The sequence below is a fragment of the Halorubellus salinus genome, assembly GCF_020567525.1.
Taxonomy (GTDB): domain Archaea; phylum Halobacteriota; class Halobacteria; order Halobacteriales; family Natrialbaceae; genus Halorubellus; species Halorubellus salinus.
In genome coordinates this window covers 59,047-72,969 of record NZ_JAJCVI010000002.1, presented here as the reverse complement: position 1 = coordinate 72,969, position 13,923 = coordinate 59,047, and the positions used below count along the sequence as shown (strand labels likewise).

Here is a 13,923-nt window from a genome sequence, read left to right as displayed (position 1 = left end):
GGATACTACTCGTCGTCGAGCGCTGCACTAATGTCCTCGTCGCTCGCCTCGCCGGCGTCATCGCTCGATTCGGCGGTCTCGTCGTCGACTTCCCCACCGAGCGCGACGGCTCCCTCGTCGTCGCCGTCGCCGTCCGCTCCCGACCCGTCGGTCTCGGCCGCCGCGTCCTCCGCGTCGTCGCTATCCTCCGGGTCGTACTCCGCGCCGTTGCTCACCGTCACCTGCGCCGCCTGGATGACGCGGCCAGCCATCTCGTAGCCAGGATTGAACAGTTCGGCGATGGTCCCCTCGGGGAGGTCGCTGTCGACGCGCACCATCACCTCGTGACGCTGCGGGTCGACGTCGTCCCCGGCGTCGGGCGCGATCTCCTCGACGTTCTCCTCGTCGAGCACGCGGTCGAACTCCTTCAACGTCATCTCGACGCCACCGCGGATGCTCTCGTCGTCCTCGACGTCCTGGTCGAGCGCGCGCTTCAGGTTGTCGCGAACGCCGACGAGTCGCTCGACGAGGTCCTCGGTCGCACGCTCCTTCATCTCCTCTTGCTTGCGCTTCTGTCGCTCCTTGTAGTTCTTGAAGTCCGCTTGCTTCCGGCGGAGCTTCGACTTGAGTTCCTCGCGTTCCTCGCGGAGGGTTTCGACGTCGTCCTCGAGGTCGTCGACCCGCGCTTCGAGTTCCGGGACGCGCTTGGCGTCGGTCTTCAGCTCGAACGCTCGCTCGACGAGTGCGCGCACCTCGGCGGCGGCGTCGTCGTCGTACTCGGCGACGCGGTCCACGATGTCCTCGCTCACGGGCGTCCCGTCGCCGCCCTCGCCGGTTGACTCGTCCGCTTCGACGGACTCCGGGTCGGCGGTGACGAACCCGTCGTCGTCCACCTGCGCCGACGCTTCCTCGGCCTCAGGGCTCGATTCCTCGTCGGCGTCCCCACCGGTCGCCGCAGCCTGTTCGTCCCCCGACTCGGCACCCTCGACCGATGCCGCGTCGTCGGCCTCCTCGGCGTCAGCCGCGGAGTCCACTGAACCCTCGTCTTCGCTCATGCTCGAAACAAAACCTCCCTTCGGATAAAAGGATTCAGGTACGTCCGCCACGCCAGCGAACGACCGCCCGTCGCCACCCCCTGCGAGCCGGGGATGCCGGGAGAACGGGTGCAGCGACAGCGCTCCGGCCGTGGGAGCGACTCGCTTAACTGGCGGGCGCTCGGACGTGCTGGCGTGACCGTCGTGCTCCGGTTCGAGAACGGGTCCGTGCGAGTCGACGGCGACGTCCCCGACGCCGTTCTCGACGCCGTGCCCGAGATGGAGGCGGATCCGCGTAGCGGCGGCTACCGTACACCCGCTATCGCGTACGCCGCGGTCCGAGACGCGCTCGCCGCCGACGGCGTCGACGTGGACGACCGCGTTCTCGACCTCGACCCCCTCCCGTCGCTCGATACGACGTACGAACTCCGCTCCTACCAGCGGGACGCGCTGGACGCGTGGACGGACGCCGACCGTCGTGGGAACCTCGAACTGCCGACGGGGAGCGGGAAGACCGTCGTCGCCATCGCCGCGATGGCGGCACTGTCCACACCGACGCTCGTCGTCGTCCCGACCATCGACCTCCTCGAACAGTGGCGTCGAGAGCTCGACGCCGAGTTCGACGTCCCCATCGGGCAGTTCGGTGGCGGCGAGCAGCGCTTCGAACCGATCACGGTGTCGACGTACGATTCCGCGTACCTGAAGGCCGACGACGTCGGCGACCGGTTCGGGTTCGTCGTGTTCGACGAGGTCCATCACCTCGGCGGCGAGGGCTACCAGGACATCGCGCGGCTGCTCGCCGCACCAGCTCGCCTCGGACTGACCGCGACGTTCGAACGACCGGACGACGCGCACGAGGCCGTCGCCGACCTCGTCGGCCCGCTCGTCCACCGCCTGAGCGTCGACGACCTCGCGGGCGAGCACCTCGCGCCGTACGACGTCAAGCGCGTCGAGGTCGACCTCACGCCCGACGAACGGGAACGCTACGAGACGAACCAGGAGACGTTCACGGACTACCTCGCCCAGTCCGGCATCCAGATGCGGTCGGGGAGCGACTACCAGGAGCTCGTCAAGCGCTCCGGGAACGACCCCGACGCACGCGAGGCACTGCTCGCGAAGGAACGCGCTCGCCGCATCATGCTCGGGAGCGAGGCGAAGGTCGACGCGCTCGGCGACGTCCTCGACCGCCATCGCGACGACCGCGTCATCGTCTTCACCGCGCACAACGACTTCGCGTACCGGGTCGCCGAACGCTTCCTCGTCCCCGTCATCACGCATCAGACGAGCGCGAGCGAGCGCAAGGAGATACTCCAGCGGTTCCGCGACGGCCGCTACTCGCGCATCGTCTCCTCGAACGTCCTCGACGAGGGCGTGGACGTCCCCGAAGCGAACGTCGGCGTCGTCTGCTCGGGGAGCGGGAGCGAACGCGAGTTCACGCAGCGACTCGGCCGCATCCTCCGGCCTCGCGACGGGAAGACCGCACGGCTCTACGAGATCGTGAGTCAGGACACCGCGGAGGAACGCGTCGCAAGCCGCCGCCGATGACTCTGTACCGTCTCGACTGGGGGCGTCGACGCGTCAGGGGTCGCGCCAGTCGAACGACAGGTTGCCGACCTCGGGGAACGTCATCTCGTAGGTCGTCGACTCGCCGGGACCGAGGTCGACGCGTCGTTCCTCGACCTGCGACTCCTCGCCGGCGCTCCACGTGACCACGAGGGTCGCGCGACGCGACTGGTCGACGGTGTTCTCGACGGTGACGGTGATGGCGAACGCGTCCGTCGCGGTACTCGTCCGGGTCGCGAAACTCGCACTGAGCCCGTACCCGGGTGTCGTCGTCGGTCGGGTCGTGGAGTCGTCCCTGGTCGGCGTCCCGGGTTCGGTCTCCGGCGGCCCCCACTTCGGGCCGGACTTCGCCGGCCCGGACGTACAGCCGGCGACCGCGGTGGCAGCGAGCGAGAGCGCGGTGAGGACGCGACGACGGCGCATACTCGCCAGTAACCGCGACGCCGCATGAAACCTTTGTGCTCTCGGCGTCGCCCGGCTCAGGTGCCGGCGTCGGACGGAGCGAGGCGTCACATCCTTGTCGTCGCGGGCCGGATTCGCTGACGTGCTGACGAAGGACCTCCTCCGGGTGTCGCGCCGTGGCGGCGGCTACCAGCCGGTGTTCGCGGACCGCGAAAGTCGGCCGCTGGCGGCGCGCGTCGTCGGGACGTTCCAGGGGCACGTCGACGGAACCCGAGGCGACCTCGACGGCGCGCTCAGGACCCTCGAGGGGGACGCCGAGGACTTCAAGCTCGTTCGCGGGCTCGCGAAGTGCTGCGAGCACGCGGCGCGCTTCGAGACGCGAGCGCCAGTGACGCCGTCGAGTGCACGCCGAGCGGCGTTCGTCGCCGCCGAGGAGCTCGATGGCGTCGTCACGCCCGCGGAGCGCGAACGAGCGCTCGACCGCGCCGCGGACTCGCTGGCGGTCGACGTCGACGACGTGGACGCGTCGCTGTTCGCGGACCTCGAGGAACGCCAGGTGCTCGCGTCGTTCGACGCACCCTGGGACCCCGACGGGTTGCTCGCGCAGTACAACCTCTCGCTCGCGCAGACGGCGCTGTTCGACGCCGTCGAGGTCCGCGTCCGCTCGTCGGACCCGAAGGCGCTCGTCTCCGCGGTCAAGCGCCTGCGGCTCATGTACGAGATCCGGCAACCGGAGGACGAACGCGCGTCCGGACCGGAGACGGCGAGCGACCGGGAGGTCGTCGTCACCGGCCCGGATGCGTTGTTCTCGCGGTCGCGGCGCTACGGGACGCGGTTCGCGCGACTCCTCCGGACGGTCGCGAAGGCATCCGAGTGGCGGCTCGAAGCGACGATAGACGACCACGGGACCGAGCGCGAACTCGTCCTCTCGGACGACGACCCGGTGCGCGTCCCGGACGCGGACCCGGTCGCGGCCGTCGAGTTCGACTCCGGCGTGGAGGCGGACTTCGCGGCGCGATTCGAGGGCCTCGACCTCGACTGGGCGTTGTCGCGGGAGCCGGAGCCGCTCGCGACCGGGTACCGCGTCATGATTCCCGACTTCGCGTTCGATTACGCGCCCGGTGGTGACCCTGATGCTGGCCCGGATTTCAGGGTGTTCTTCGAGGTGATGGGGTTCTGGACGCCCGAGTACGTCGAGAAGAAGCTCGGCCAGCTCGCGGACGTCGAGGACGTCGAGATGGTGGTCGCGGTGGACGAGTCCCTCGGCGTCGGCGAGGAGGTGGCGGCGACGGACGCGGCGGTCGTCCCGTACTCGGGGACGGTACGCGTCAAGGACGTCGTGGACGTCCTCCGCGAGTACGAGACGGACCTGGTCGCGGATGCAGCCGCGGCGCTCCCGGGGTCGTTGACGCCCGCGGACGACGTGGTGACGCTCGCCGCGCTCGCCGAACGCGAAGGTGTCAGCGAGGACGCGCTCGCGGACGTGGCGTTCCCCGAGCACGAGCTGGTGGGGCGGACGCTCGTCCGGCCGGCGGTCCTCGAGGACGTCGACGGCGAGCTCGCGGACGGGATGGCGTACGCGGACGCGGAGACGGTCCTCGACGAGTACGGGCTCGACGACGCGAGCGCGGCGCTCTCCGCGCTCGGATATCGCGTCGAGTGGACGGGGCTCTCGGGCGGGACCGTCCACGAGAAGTGACGAGCCTTCGGTCCGGTGGAGCGTTGCGTCCGAACGGCGTGACTGGTGGGGGGCTGACTGACGATGCCTCGGTCGTCCGCCTCGGCTCGCTGGTCGCGACAGGGAATCCGTGACGAACGAGATCGGAGCGCACTGGCATCGTGCGACGGCTTGGCGCGCCCCGGCGGCGGTCAGGTCACGCCGACCGTGGCCGCCCCATCACGGATGAACCCCTGGGTCGGTCAGTACGGTGGTGATTCGGCGCGGATGACCTCGGAGAGGCCGTGCATCTCGTCGGCGACGAGGACGAATACGTCGTCGAGCGTGACGATACCGGCGAGCGTGCCGTCGTCGTCGACGATCGGCATCCGTCGGATGCTGTTGTCGCGCATCGCTTCCGTGAGCTCGTGGACGCCGTCGTCGACGTGGACGGTGACGGGTTCGCGAGTCATGACGTCCGATACGGTCGTGCTCGCGGGGTCTTTCTCGGCGGCGACGACGCCGAGGGCGACGTCGCGGTCGGTGACGATACCGATGGGTTCGTCGTCGCGTTCGACGACGATGCAGCCGACCTCGTGTTCGGCCATCAGTTTCGCGGCGTCCTGGATGGAGTGGTCTGGTGTGGCTGTCACGAGCGCTCCTTTGTCGCGTGCGATCTGGTCGAGGGTCATTGGTGAACGCGGGTCGCGAGACCCACGAGTGGTAGTACGACCGAATCGCTCAAGAATCGTTGTAACCAGTTGCTACGGCCTGGAACCGTCCTCGAGAGGGTGGACGGGCTAGACGTCGCGCTGGCGGCCCTTCGGGACCATCGACTTCAGTTCGTCGTACACGTAGAGGCCGACGCCGAGCGGTTCCTGGCGGCCGGCGACGTCGTGCACGGGGACGACGTACCCCCAGTCGCCGTCCCACTCGAGGTCCTGGTCGTCGCCCGCGACGAACCGCTTCGCTTCCGCGTCGTCGAGAACGATGGTGTTCTTCGTGGCGTGCCGCCCGAATCGCTGCGCGGCGTCCGTGGTGGGCTTCCAGTGCTCCTGGCGCGTCCGCAGGAACGTTATCCCGGCGGCTTCCACGTCCCGGGTCGGGTCGGGGAGGTCGCCGGCGAACACCCAGACCTTCCCGGCGCCCTTCTCCCAGAACGAGTGGTTCTCGAAGACGCTGGGGTCGACCCCGAACCGTTCGTCCCACCAGTCGAGGACTGCCTCGCGCGTCGCGCGGCCCTCGACCTCGCGGTCCGCGGCCGTCTCGGGGAGGCGGTCGAACTGCTGGCCGTCGTTCGCTTCGAGCTGGTCGTTCTCGCTCATTCGGCGGTCACCTCCAGTTTCGCGGTGAAGAACCCGCCCGTGTCGTTGTGATGCGGGTACACGCGCTTCGCGTTCGTTACCTGTGGGTCGTAGGAGTCGCTCTCGAACTCGGTAAGGCCGTCGACGTGCTCGAGCGGGAGGTCGTAGTCGACGACCTCGACGGGTTCCTCCGCGAGGACGTGGTCGAGGACGGCCTCGTTCTCCTCGGGGGCGAACGTGCACGTCGAGTACACGATGGTTCCACCTGGCTTCGTGACCTGGACGGCTCTGCGGAGGATGCCCTTCTGGACGCTCGCGACCTGCTCGACGTGTCCGAGGTTCCAGTTGTCGAGCGCGTCGGGGTTCTTCCGGATGGTGCCCTCGCACGAGCAGGGGGCGTCGACGAGCACGCGGTCGAACGCGACGTCTTCGTCGTCCTCGTCCTCGTCCTGGAACGGCTTCAGGGAGAAGTTCCGGGCGTCCTGGTTCGTGACGACGGTGTTCGTGACGCCGAGGCGCTCGGTGTTGAACCGGAGCGCGGAGAGTCGGCCGAGGTTGTTGTCGTTCGCGACCACCGTGCCTTCGTCGTTCATCATCGCGGACAATTGCGTGGTCTTGCTCCCGGGGGCGGCACAGGCGTCCCACACGCGTTCGCCGGGCTGGGGGTCGAGGACGGTCGCGGGAATCGCAGATACTTCCTCCTGGCCGTGCGCCCAGCCGTGGTACGTCGGCCACGTCGACCCGGGGCTGTCGGTGTCGGGGACGAGGACGTGGGGATGCCAGTCGACGCGCTCGACGTCGACGCCCTCGGCCTCGAACGCGGCGACGACCTCGTCGGGCGTCGCCCGGAGCGTGTTCACGCGCACCGCCATCGGCAGGCCGCGCTCGCACGCGGCGAGGAACGCGTCGTAGTCGTCGACGACGTCCCGGTACCGCTCGAAGGGTTCCATGCCCTCGCTTGTCCGGGCGGTCGCTTGTCGGTTTCGGGTCGCCGACGCCGACCGTGCCCGGCCGCCAGATCCGGGTCGGTCCGTCGCCAGCCCCCAGTCGATGGTGGGCGCGGCCGTGGGCTCGCCCCGCGATACGCCCCCGGTTTTATCGGGGCGCCCGGCGTGGGTTCGCGCATGGCACACGTCAAGGAACGACTGGACGTCAGCCTCGACGACCCCGTGCTCGTCGAGGGCCTTCCGGGTGTGGGACTCGTGGGGAAGATCGCCGCCGATCACCTCGTCGAGACGCTCGAGATGGAGCTGTACGCGACCGTGCACTGCGAGTCGCTCGCGCCGGTCGCGGTGTATCACGGCGGCGAGCGCGACGTCCGCCCGCCGGTCCGCATCTACGCGGCGCCGGACGCCGACCTGCTGGTCCTCCAGAGTGACGTCCCCGTGAACAAGGAGGCGGTCCGCGAGTTCGCGGACTGCTTCACGACGTGGCTCGTCGACGCGAACGTGACGCCCATCTACCTCAGCGGGATGGGCGCCCAGAAGGACGATTCGCCGCCGGCGATGCACGGCGTCGGCACCGCCGGTGGGGGCGCGCTGCTCGACGAGCTGGACGTGGACCTGCCGAGCGAGAGCGGCGTCATCTCGGGGCCGACGGGCGCGCTCGTGAACCGTGCGGCCGAGCAGGACCTAGAGAGCGTGGCGTTGGTCGTCGAGAGCGACCCGCAGTTCCCGGACCCGGAGGCGAGTCGCGTCCTCATCGAGCACGGGATCTCGCCGCTGGCGAACGTCGACGTGGACGTCACGGACCTCGTCGAGCACGCGGAGGACATCCGCGAGAAGAAGGAGCAACTCGCCGCGAAGATGCAGCAGGTCCAGGAGGAGGAGTCCTCGCAGGCGCAGCCGCTCCGGATGTACCAGTAGCGGCCGGGACTCGCGGTCGGTTCGCGCCTGCTGACCGCTCGCAGCACCGAGTTCGGTACTCGTTCTCACGGTAGGATTACGGTGGCGGCGCTCGCCGGCTAGGGTATGACGGAGTTCGCAGAGCGAGCGACGAAGGTCTCGATAAGCGGCATCCGGGAGGTGTTCGAGGCGGCCGGCGAGGACGCCATCAACCTCGGGCTCGGCCAGCCCGACTTCCCGACGCCCGAGCACGCGCGTCAGGCCGCGGTGGACGCCATCCAGTCCGGGGACGCCGACGCGTACACGTCGAACAAGGGGACGCTGGCGCTCCGCGAGGCCATCGCGGGCCGGTACAGCGAGGACCAGAACCTGGACGTCGACCCCGAGGACGTCATCGCGACCGCGGGCGGCTCGGAGGCCCTCCACATCGCGATGCAGGCGCACGTCGACCCCGGCGACGAGGTCGTCTACCCCGACCCGGGGTTCGTCGCGTACGAGAACCTCACGCACATTGCGGGCGGTGAACCCGTGCCGGTCCCGCTCCGCGACGACCTCACGATGGACCCGGGCGCGGTCGAGGACGCCATCACCGAGGACACGGCGGCGTTCGTCGTGAACTCGCCCGCGAACCCCACGGGCGCGGTCCAGTCGAAGGCGGACATGATGGAGTTCGCGCGGATCGCGGACGAGCACGACGTCCTCTGCATCAGCGACGAGGTGTACGAGCACATCGTGTTCGACGGCGAGCACCACACGCCGCTCGCGTTCGCGGAATCCGACAACGTCGCGGTCGTGAGCGCGTGCTCGAAGACGTACTCGATGACGGGCTGGCGGCTCGGGTGGGTGACGTCCGCGACGCCGCGTATCGAACGGATGCTCCGCGTCCACCAGTACATCCAGGCCTGTGCGAGTGCGCCGGCGCAGTACGCGGCCGAAGCGGCGCTCTCGGGCCCGCAGGACGTCGTCGACGACATGGTCGCGCAGTTCGAGGAACGCCGCGACGTCGTCCTCGACGGCCTCGAGGACATGGGTCTCGACGTCCCGACGCCCTCGGGGGCGTTCTACGTGATGCCGAAGGTCCCCGACGGGTGGGTGGACGAGGTCCTTGCACGCGACGTCGTCGTCGTTCCGGGCGAGGCGTTCGGCTCGCACGGCGAGGGGTACGCGCGCATCTCGTACGCGACCGACGTCGAGACGCTGAAGGAGGCGCTCGCGGCGATGCGCGAGGCGACCGAAGCGGTCCAGTAACGAACGCGACCGACCACTCGAATCCGTTCTCGATAGCATGGAGAAGACGCCGAAGGGCACTGGCGTGGGCGTGGACGACCCCTACGAGCACGTCGACGTCTGCGATCACCTGACGAGCGACGGCACGTGCCGGTACGCGTTCGAGTACCCCCAGCACGACCCGGGGTTCGCGCGCGACCGGCGTCGCGACGACCTCGCGTGCCCGGTCGTGGCGGACGTCGGCCCGGCGTGGGCCTGGCGGGACTGCCCGCACTTCAAGTCGACGAGCAGCGGCCGGGAGTGCGCGCGCTGCGGGCTCGAGGAACGTCGGATGGCGCACGACGACGACCGACCGCTCGTCGAGGAACACCACCTGTCGTACGCCGACGACGCCGCGCGGCGCGCGGCGGACGCGACCGAACTCGACACTCCCGAGAGCGACGGCGACGACACCGACGGCGATGACGGTGGCGAGGTGGACGCGGACGACGCCGACGGCGGGCCGAGTCACGAGATAACGGTCGCGCTCTGTCGATGGTGTCACTCGAAGGTCCACGACTCGTGGGCGCGCATCACGGACGACGTGAACCCGAGCGCGGAGGCGCTCGCCGTCGCCGAGGACCGCCGGAGTCGCGAACTCGACGAAGCCGGGTTCACGGCGGCGAGCGAACGCTACGACCCCGACGACGAGGAGTCGGAGTAGGTCGCCGTCGTCCGGGGCGCTAAGTCGACGAACGACGTAACACTCCCATGAGTGATTGTTCTTCGAGCGGCGACGACGGCGCGCACCTGGTGGGGCACGTCCACCTGAAGGTCCGCGACGTCGACCGCGCCGTCGAGTTCTACACGACCGTCGTCGGCCTCGACGTGACCGAGCGCCACGGCTCGTTCGCGTTCCTGAGCTTCGGTGACCGCCACCACGACGTCGCGCTCCAGGGCGTCGGCGCCGACGCCGACCCGCCCGGGACCGGCGTCGGCCTCTACCACACCGCGTTCGAGGTCGAAAGCGGCGACGCGCTCGCCGCGGTCTACGAACGCCTCGAATCCAGCGACGTCCCCGTGTCGCCCGTCGACCACGGCATCAGCAAGGCGCTGTACTTCGACGACCCGGACGGGAACGGCGTGGAGGTGTACCTCGACACGCGCGCCGACCGCGACCAATACGAGTGGGAGGGCGTCAACGAACGATTCGACCCGCTATCGCTCCGCTCGGCGTGATGCGACCGGCAGTCAGGTTCGCTCCGCACCGCGTGACTCGGCGGGCAGTCGGTTCGCTCCGCACCGCGTGACTCGGCGGGTAGTCGGTTCGCTCCGCGTGACCGTCGCCGTCGTCAATCGCGGACGATGTCGCGGACGAGCCGCGGTTCCCCGGTCAGGTTCGGTTGTTCGGCGACGAGTTGCAGGACCTCGTGGTCGGTGACGTCGTAGTAGTCCTTCTCGGTGGCCTCCTCGATGAGGTCGCGCTCCATCCGGAACTCCGTCCCCTCGTACACCACGTCGACCCCGTCCTCGTCGAAAGCAAGCGTCGTCATACGCTGGAACTGACCCCGAACGCAGTTATTTCTCTCGCTTGTCGTCCCCAGAACTCGCGGTCGGAGTGAGGCGCTCGAACCACCAGACGCCGTCCGTCTGACTTGCGTCTGACGCTCGCGCGAACTTTAAGACCCCCGAGGGTCGTACGTACACGCGTGTCTCTGCACACGGACCCGCTCGACGAGCTCAAGGTTCCCGACGAGACGACAGTCGAGGAACACGACCTCGTCACAGCCGGCGACGTCGTCGTCGGCGGGCGCTCGACCATCGAGTTCGGGCTCCGTGGGCACAACGTCCTCTGCGGCGAGGGCGTCACCATCGGCGGGAACGTCGAAGCGGAGGGCGACCTCCGGCTCGACATGTGGAGCGACGTCTCCGGGAACGTCCTCGTCGCCCGCGACGCGTACGTCGGCGAGCGCGTGCACGTCGGCGGCCAGCTCCGGGTCGCGGGCGACCTGGACGTCGGGGACGACGTCGACATCGAGGAGGGGTTCGAGGCGAACGGCTGGATCGTCATCCGGAACCCGATGCCGACGGTCGTCTTCCTGTTCATGTACCTCAAACAGCTCATGTTGATGGGTGAGGACGAGGCGGCGGAGGCGTTCGCGGACGAGGCGTTCGACACCGAAGCGGTCGAGGAGGACCCCCTGGTCATCCCGCGCGGTGCGACGGTGAACGACGACGCGTGGCGGGTGTCGACGCCGGCGACCATCGGCGACGACTGTCGCATCCACGGGAACGTCCGCGCGGAAGCCATCGACGTCGGCGAACGGAACAACGTCTTCGGGAGTCTCCGCGCGAAAGGCGACATCGTCGTCGGCGAAGGGACGCGCATCCACGGCGACGTCACCACCCGGAACGGGAAGGTGAAGATCGCGCCCGGCGCGAAGGTACTGGGCGACATCGGCTGTAAGGACCTCGAGCTCTCGAAGAACGCCGAGGTCGACGGCCGGATGCGCGCTCGCGGCGAGATCCAGATGCTCGGCCTGAGCGGGCGTAGCGTCGAGTGAACTGGCCGGGTCGGGAGGCTCCGACTCCGTGCTGAGTGGGATGGTTCTCGCGGTGCGGTGTGACGACGAAGGGTGTTCGCGGAGTTAGTTCTCGGCGCGTTCGCTCTCGAGTGCGAGGAGCGTGTCGTAGGCGTCGACGGCGTACATGAGCGCGGGGCCGCCGCCCATGACGACCGCGACCTTGAGGACGTCGACGATCTCGTCGTGGCTTGCGCCGGCGTCGAGTGCGGCGTCGGTGTGCCAGAGGATGCAGTGGTCGCAGCGCGTGACGACCGCGATGGCGAGCGAGACGAGTTCCTTCGTCTTGTGGTCGACGACGCTCGTCGCTTCGGCGCCTTCGACGAACCCCGCGAACTGCTCTATCTCGGGGGCTTCCGCGATGAGGTCGCTCAGCGAGTGCTTGACGTCGGCGAGTTCCTGGGTCTTCGAGTGGTCGTGTGTGGTGGACATACCAGTAGAGACGCACGTCGAGGGAATATAGCGTGGCCGTGATTCTCTGCCGTCGAGAACGGTGCGGTCGGAGCCGGTCACTTCGCGGACGGTGGGCGTTCGAACTCGCGGCCGCAGTCCGCGCACCTGGCGACCGGGTGTCCGTCCGCGTCGAGGTGCATGGCGAGGTCGTCGCTCTCGCAGGCTGGACAGGGCGCGGGCGCGAACGAGTCGCCGCAGCCGGGCAGTCGAACGTGAACGCGTCTCCACCGGTTCCGAGGCGGAGCGCGAGTGCCTCGCAGCCGGCGTGGGGGCAGGCGGCAGGGATGCGCACGTCGTTCGTCGCTTTCGGCGCGCCGAGCGCGAGCGCGACGACGTCCTCGTCGGCGGTCGCGGGGTTCCGTCCGGTCTGGAACTCGCCGGGCACGAACCGCACCGCTTCACTTGCAGCGACGGTGACCTCGTGCCCGGTCGGGCGGTCGTCGTCCCACGATTCCGCGGGCGGGAGGACCTCGAAGACGGCGTCGCCGTCGAGCACGGCGAACACCTCCTCCTGGTCGTGGTGCGCGTGCAGGCCGCTCGGGAAGCCTTCGCCGGGCGCGAGCCGGTACCGGACCGCTGCGAGGTCGGTCGCGTCGAGCGCTTCGCCGACGTCGACGTGGTGGGCCGACGGGTCGAGCGTGGTCCGTTTCACGCCGGAGTTCGCGGTTGCCGACCGAAAGAGTGTTTCGCCGGCCGGCGCAATCGTGTGGTATGCTCTCTATCGCGCTCGCTGGGAAGCCCAACGCGGGCAAGTCTACGTTCTACAAGGCGGCGACGATGGCGGACGTGGACGTGGGGAACTACCCGTTCACGACCATCGACCCGAACCGTGGCGTCACGCACGCTCGAACCGACTGTCCGTGCCTCGACCGCGAGGAACGCTGCGGGAACGAGAACTGTCACGACGGGAAGCGGTACGTGCCCGTGGAGCTGCTGGACGTCGCGGGGCTCGTCCCCGGCGCGCACGAGGGGAAGGGCCTCGGGAACCAGTTCCTCGACGAGCTGACGAACGCGGACGTCATCGTGAACGTCGTCGACGCCTCCGGCGGCACGAACGCCGAGGGCGAACCCGTCGACATCGGGACGCACGACCCGATCGAGGACGTGGACTTCATCGAGGAGGAGATGGACCTCTGGCTCGCCGGCATCGTCGACCGGAACTGGGAGGGTATCGAGCGCAAGTCGCGGTCGCCGGACTTCGACATGGACGACGCCCTCAGCGACATGCTCACCGGGTTCGGCGCGGGACCGGCGGACGTCCAGGCGGTGCTGCGCGAGATGGCGTACCCGGCGGACCCGAAGAACTGGACGGACGACGACCGGGAGACGCTCGCCAGGCTCGTCCGCGAACGCACGAAACCCATCGTCGTCGTCGCGAACAAGATGGACGTCGCCCCCGAGGAGAACGTCGAGAAGCTCCTCGCGCTCGACAAGCCCGTCATCCCCGCGACCGCGGAGGGCGAGCTCGCGCTCCGGAAGGGCGCGGAGGCTGGTGTCGTCGACTACGACCCGGGCGACGCGGACTTCGAGATACTCGGCGACGTCACCGACGCCCAGCGCGACCGCCTCCAGGGACTCCGGGACGCGATGACCGAGTACGGCGGCACGGGCGTCCAGTCCGCCATCGACTACGCCGTCTACGACCTGCTCGACCGCATCACGCTGTTCCCCGTGCAGGACCAGAGCAAGTGGACGGACGCGAAGGGGAACGTCCTCCCCGACGCGTTCCTCCTGCCGCGGGAATCGACGCCCGTGGACCTCGCGTACGCCGTGCACTCGGACATCGGCGACGGCTACCTGCACGCGGTCGACGCTCGCAGCGGCCGCGACGTCGGCGAGGACCGCGAACTCGAGGAGGGCGACGTCGTGAAGATCGTGAGTACGGCGTCCTGACGTGGT

General features: G+C 69.2%; 15 protein-coding genes. 8 read left to right on the top strand and 7 right to left on the bottom strand.

The window, feature by feature from the left end:
- Positions 1 to 5: 5 nt before the first annotated feature.
- The gene (locus LI336_RS20335) at positions 6 to 1,034 is read right to left on the bottom strand and encodes a nucleotide exchange factor GrpE (protein WP_368408346.1); all 1,029 of its coding nucleotides are present in this window, start codon (positions 1,032 to 1,034) and stop codon (positions 6 to 8) included.
- Positions 1,035 to 1,127: 93 nt separating this feature from the next.
- Between LI336_RS20335 and LI336_RS04815 the strand changes: the two genes are divergently transcribed.
- Positions 1,128 to 2,558 (top strand): DEAD/DEAH box helicase family protein, encoded by a 1,431-nt coding sequence (locus LI336_RS04815; protein ID WP_438267270.1) that lies wholly within the window; start codon positions 1,128 to 1,130, stop codon positions 2,556 to 2,558.
- Between the two features lie 33 nt (positions 2,559 to 2,591).
- On the opposite strand, the gene LI336_RS04810 is transcribed toward LI336_RS04815, so the two are convergent.
- Positions 2,592 to 2,999 (bottom strand): hypothetical protein, encoded by a 408-nt coding sequence (locus LI336_RS04810; protein ID WP_227131510.1) that lies wholly within the window; start codon positions 2,997 to 2,999, stop codon positions 2,592 to 2,594.
- A 121-nt stretch (positions 3,000 to 3,120) separates the two neighbouring features.
- On the opposite strand from LI336_RS04810, the gene LI336_RS04805 reads away from it, so the two are divergent.
- A complete protein-coding gene (locus LI336_RS04805) occupies positions 3,121 to 4,677 on the top strand; it encodes a DUF790 family protein (RefSeq protein WP_227131509.1) in 1,557 nt (518 codons plus the stop codon).
- Between the two features lie 221 nt (positions 4,678 to 4,898).
- Here LI336_RS04805 and LI336_RS04800 read toward each other — a convergent pair whose 3' ends face one another.
- The 3 genes from LI336_RS04800 to LI336_RS04790 form a co-directional block, all read right to left on the bottom strand.
- A complete protein-coding gene (locus LI336_RS04800; RefSeq protein ID WP_227131508.1) occupies positions 4,899 to 5,327 on the bottom strand; it encodes a CBS domain-containing protein in 429 nt (142 codons plus the stop codon).
- A gap of 108 nt (positions 5,328 to 5,435) precedes the next feature.
- Complete coding sequence (locus tag LI336_RS04795; RefSeq protein WP_227131507.1) at positions 5,436 to 5,960, bottom strand: DUF7122 family protein; 525 nt, start codon at positions 5,958 to 5,960, stop codon at positions 5,436 to 5,438.
- Positions 5,957 to 6,889 (bottom strand): RsmB/NOP family class I SAM-dependent RNA methyltransferase, encoded by a 933-nt coding sequence (locus LI336_RS04790; protein ID WP_227131506.1) that lies wholly within the window; start codon positions 6,887 to 6,889, stop codon positions 5,957 to 5,959. The genes LI336_RS04795 and LI336_RS04790 overlap by 4 nt, the downstream gene beginning before the upstream one ends.
- 174 nt (positions 6,890 to 7,063) lie before the next feature.
- Between LI336_RS04790 and LI336_RS04785 the strand changes: the two genes are divergently transcribed.
- From LI336_RS04785 to LI336_RS04770, 4 genes are all read left to right on the top strand, one after another.
- A complete protein-coding gene (locus LI336_RS04785; protein WP_227131505.1) occupies positions 7,064 to 7,804 on the top strand; it encodes a proteasome assembly chaperone family protein in 741 nt (246 codons plus the stop codon).
- A 105-nt stretch (positions 7,805 to 7,909) separates the two neighbouring features.
- A complete protein-coding gene (locus LI336_RS04780) occupies positions 7,910 to 9,031 on the top strand; it encodes a pyridoxal phosphate-dependent aminotransferase (RefSeq protein WP_227131504.1) in 1,122 nt (373 codons plus the stop codon).
- Positions 9,032 to 9,068: 37 nt separating this feature from the next.
- Entirely contained in the window at positions 9,069 to 9,713 is a 645-nt protein-coding gene (locus LI336_RS04775; RefSeq protein ID WP_227131503.1) for a DUF7097 family protein, read from the top strand.
- Between the two features lie 47 nt (positions 9,714 to 9,760).
- On the top strand, positions 9,761 to 10,228 hold the full coding sequence (locus LI336_RS04770) for a VOC family protein (RefSeq protein ID WP_227131502.1): 468 nt from the start codon (positions 9,761 to 9,763) through the stop codon (positions 10,226 to 10,228).
- Positions 10,229 to 10,341: 113 nt separating this feature from the next.
- Here the strand turns inward: LI336_RS04770 and LI336_RS04765 are convergent, their stop codons facing one another.
- On the bottom strand, positions 10,342 to 10,542 hold the full coding sequence (locus LI336_RS04765; protein ID WP_227131501.1) for a DUF5800 family protein: 201 nt from the start codon (positions 10,540 to 10,542) through the stop codon (positions 10,342 to 10,344).
- 156 nt (positions 10,543 to 10,698) lie between these two features.
- On the opposite strand from LI336_RS04765, the gene LI336_RS04760 reads away from it, so the two are divergent.
- A complete protein-coding gene (locus LI336_RS04760) occupies positions 10,699 to 11,553 on the top strand; it encodes a polymer-forming cytoskeletal protein (RefSeq protein WP_227131500.1) in 855 nt (284 codons plus the stop codon).
- Positions 11,554 to 11,637: 84 nt separating this feature from the next.
- Here the strand turns inward: LI336_RS04760 and LI336_RS04755 are convergent, their stop codons facing one another.
- Positions 11,638 to 12,003: a carboxymuconolactone decarboxylase family protein gene (locus tag LI336_RS04755; protein WP_227131499.1), complete on the bottom strand. Its 366-nt coding sequence runs from the start codon at positions 12,001 to 12,003 to the stop codon at positions 11,638 to 11,640.
- 732 nt (positions 12,004 to 12,735) lie between these two features.
- Between LI336_RS04755 and LI336_RS04750 the strand changes: the two genes are divergently transcribed.
- A complete protein-coding gene (locus LI336_RS04750; RefSeq protein WP_227131498.1) occupies positions 12,736 to 13,917 on the top strand; it encodes a redox-regulated ATPase YchF in 1,182 nt (393 codons plus the stop codon).
- The last annotated feature ends 6 nt before the right edge of the window (positions 13,918 to 13,923 follow it).

What these genes read in the sequence shown, in the direction of transcription:
- LI336_RS20335 (WP_368408346.1), bottom strand. Translation starts at nt 1,034, where the DNA reads ATGAGCGAAGACGAGGGTTCAGTGGACTCCGCGGCTGACGCCGAGGAG.
- LI336_RS04815 (WP_438267270.1), top strand. Translation starts at nt 1,128, where the DNA reads ATGCCGGGAGAACGGGTGCAGCGACAGCGCTCCGGCCGTGGGAGCGAC.
- LI336_RS04810 (WP_227131510.1), bottom strand. Translation starts at nt 2,999, where the DNA reads ATGCGCCGTCGTCGCGTCCTCACCGCGCTCTCGCTCGCTGCCACCGCG.
- LI336_RS04800 (WP_227131508.1), bottom strand. Translation starts at nt 5,327, where the DNA reads ATGACCCTCGACCAGATCGCACGCGACAAAGGAGCGCTCGTGACAGCC.
- LI336_RS04795 (WP_227131507.1), bottom strand. Translation starts at nt 5,960, where the DNA reads ATGAGCGAGAACGACCAGCTCGAAGCGAACGACGGCCAGCAGTTCGAC.
- LI336_RS04790 (WP_227131506.1), bottom strand. Translation starts at nt 6,889, where the DNA reads ATGGAACCCTTCGAGCGGTACCGGGACGTCGTCGACGACTACGACGCG.
- LI336_RS04785 (WP_227131505.1), top strand. Translation starts at nt 7,064, where the DNA reads ATGGCACACGTCAAGGAACGACTGGACGTCAGCCTCGACGACCCCGTG.
- LI336_RS04780 (WP_227131504.1), top strand. Translation starts at nt 7,910, where the DNA reads ATGACGGAGTTCGCAGAGCGAGCGACGAAGGTCTCGATAAGCGGCATC.
- LI336_RS04775 (WP_227131503.1), top strand. Translation starts at nt 9,069, where the DNA reads ATGGAGAAGACGCCGAAGGGCACTGGCGTGGGCGTGGACGACCCCTAC.
- LI336_RS04770 (WP_227131502.1), top strand. Translation starts at nt 9,761, where the DNA reads ATGAGTGATTGTTCTTCGAGCGGCGACGACGGCGCGCACCTGGTGGGG.
- LI336_RS04765 (WP_227131501.1), bottom strand. Translation starts at nt 10,542, where the DNA reads ATGACGACGCTTGCTTTCGACGAGGACGGGGTCGACGTGGTGTACGAG.
- LI336_RS04755 (WP_227131499.1), bottom strand. Translation starts at nt 12,003, where the DNA reads ATGTCCACCACACACGACCACTCGAAGACCCAGGAACTCGCCGACGTC.
- LI336_RS04750 (WP_227131498.1), top strand. Translation starts at nt 12,736, where the DNA reads ATGCTCTCTATCGCGCTCGCTGGGAAGCCCAACGCGGGCAAGTCTACG.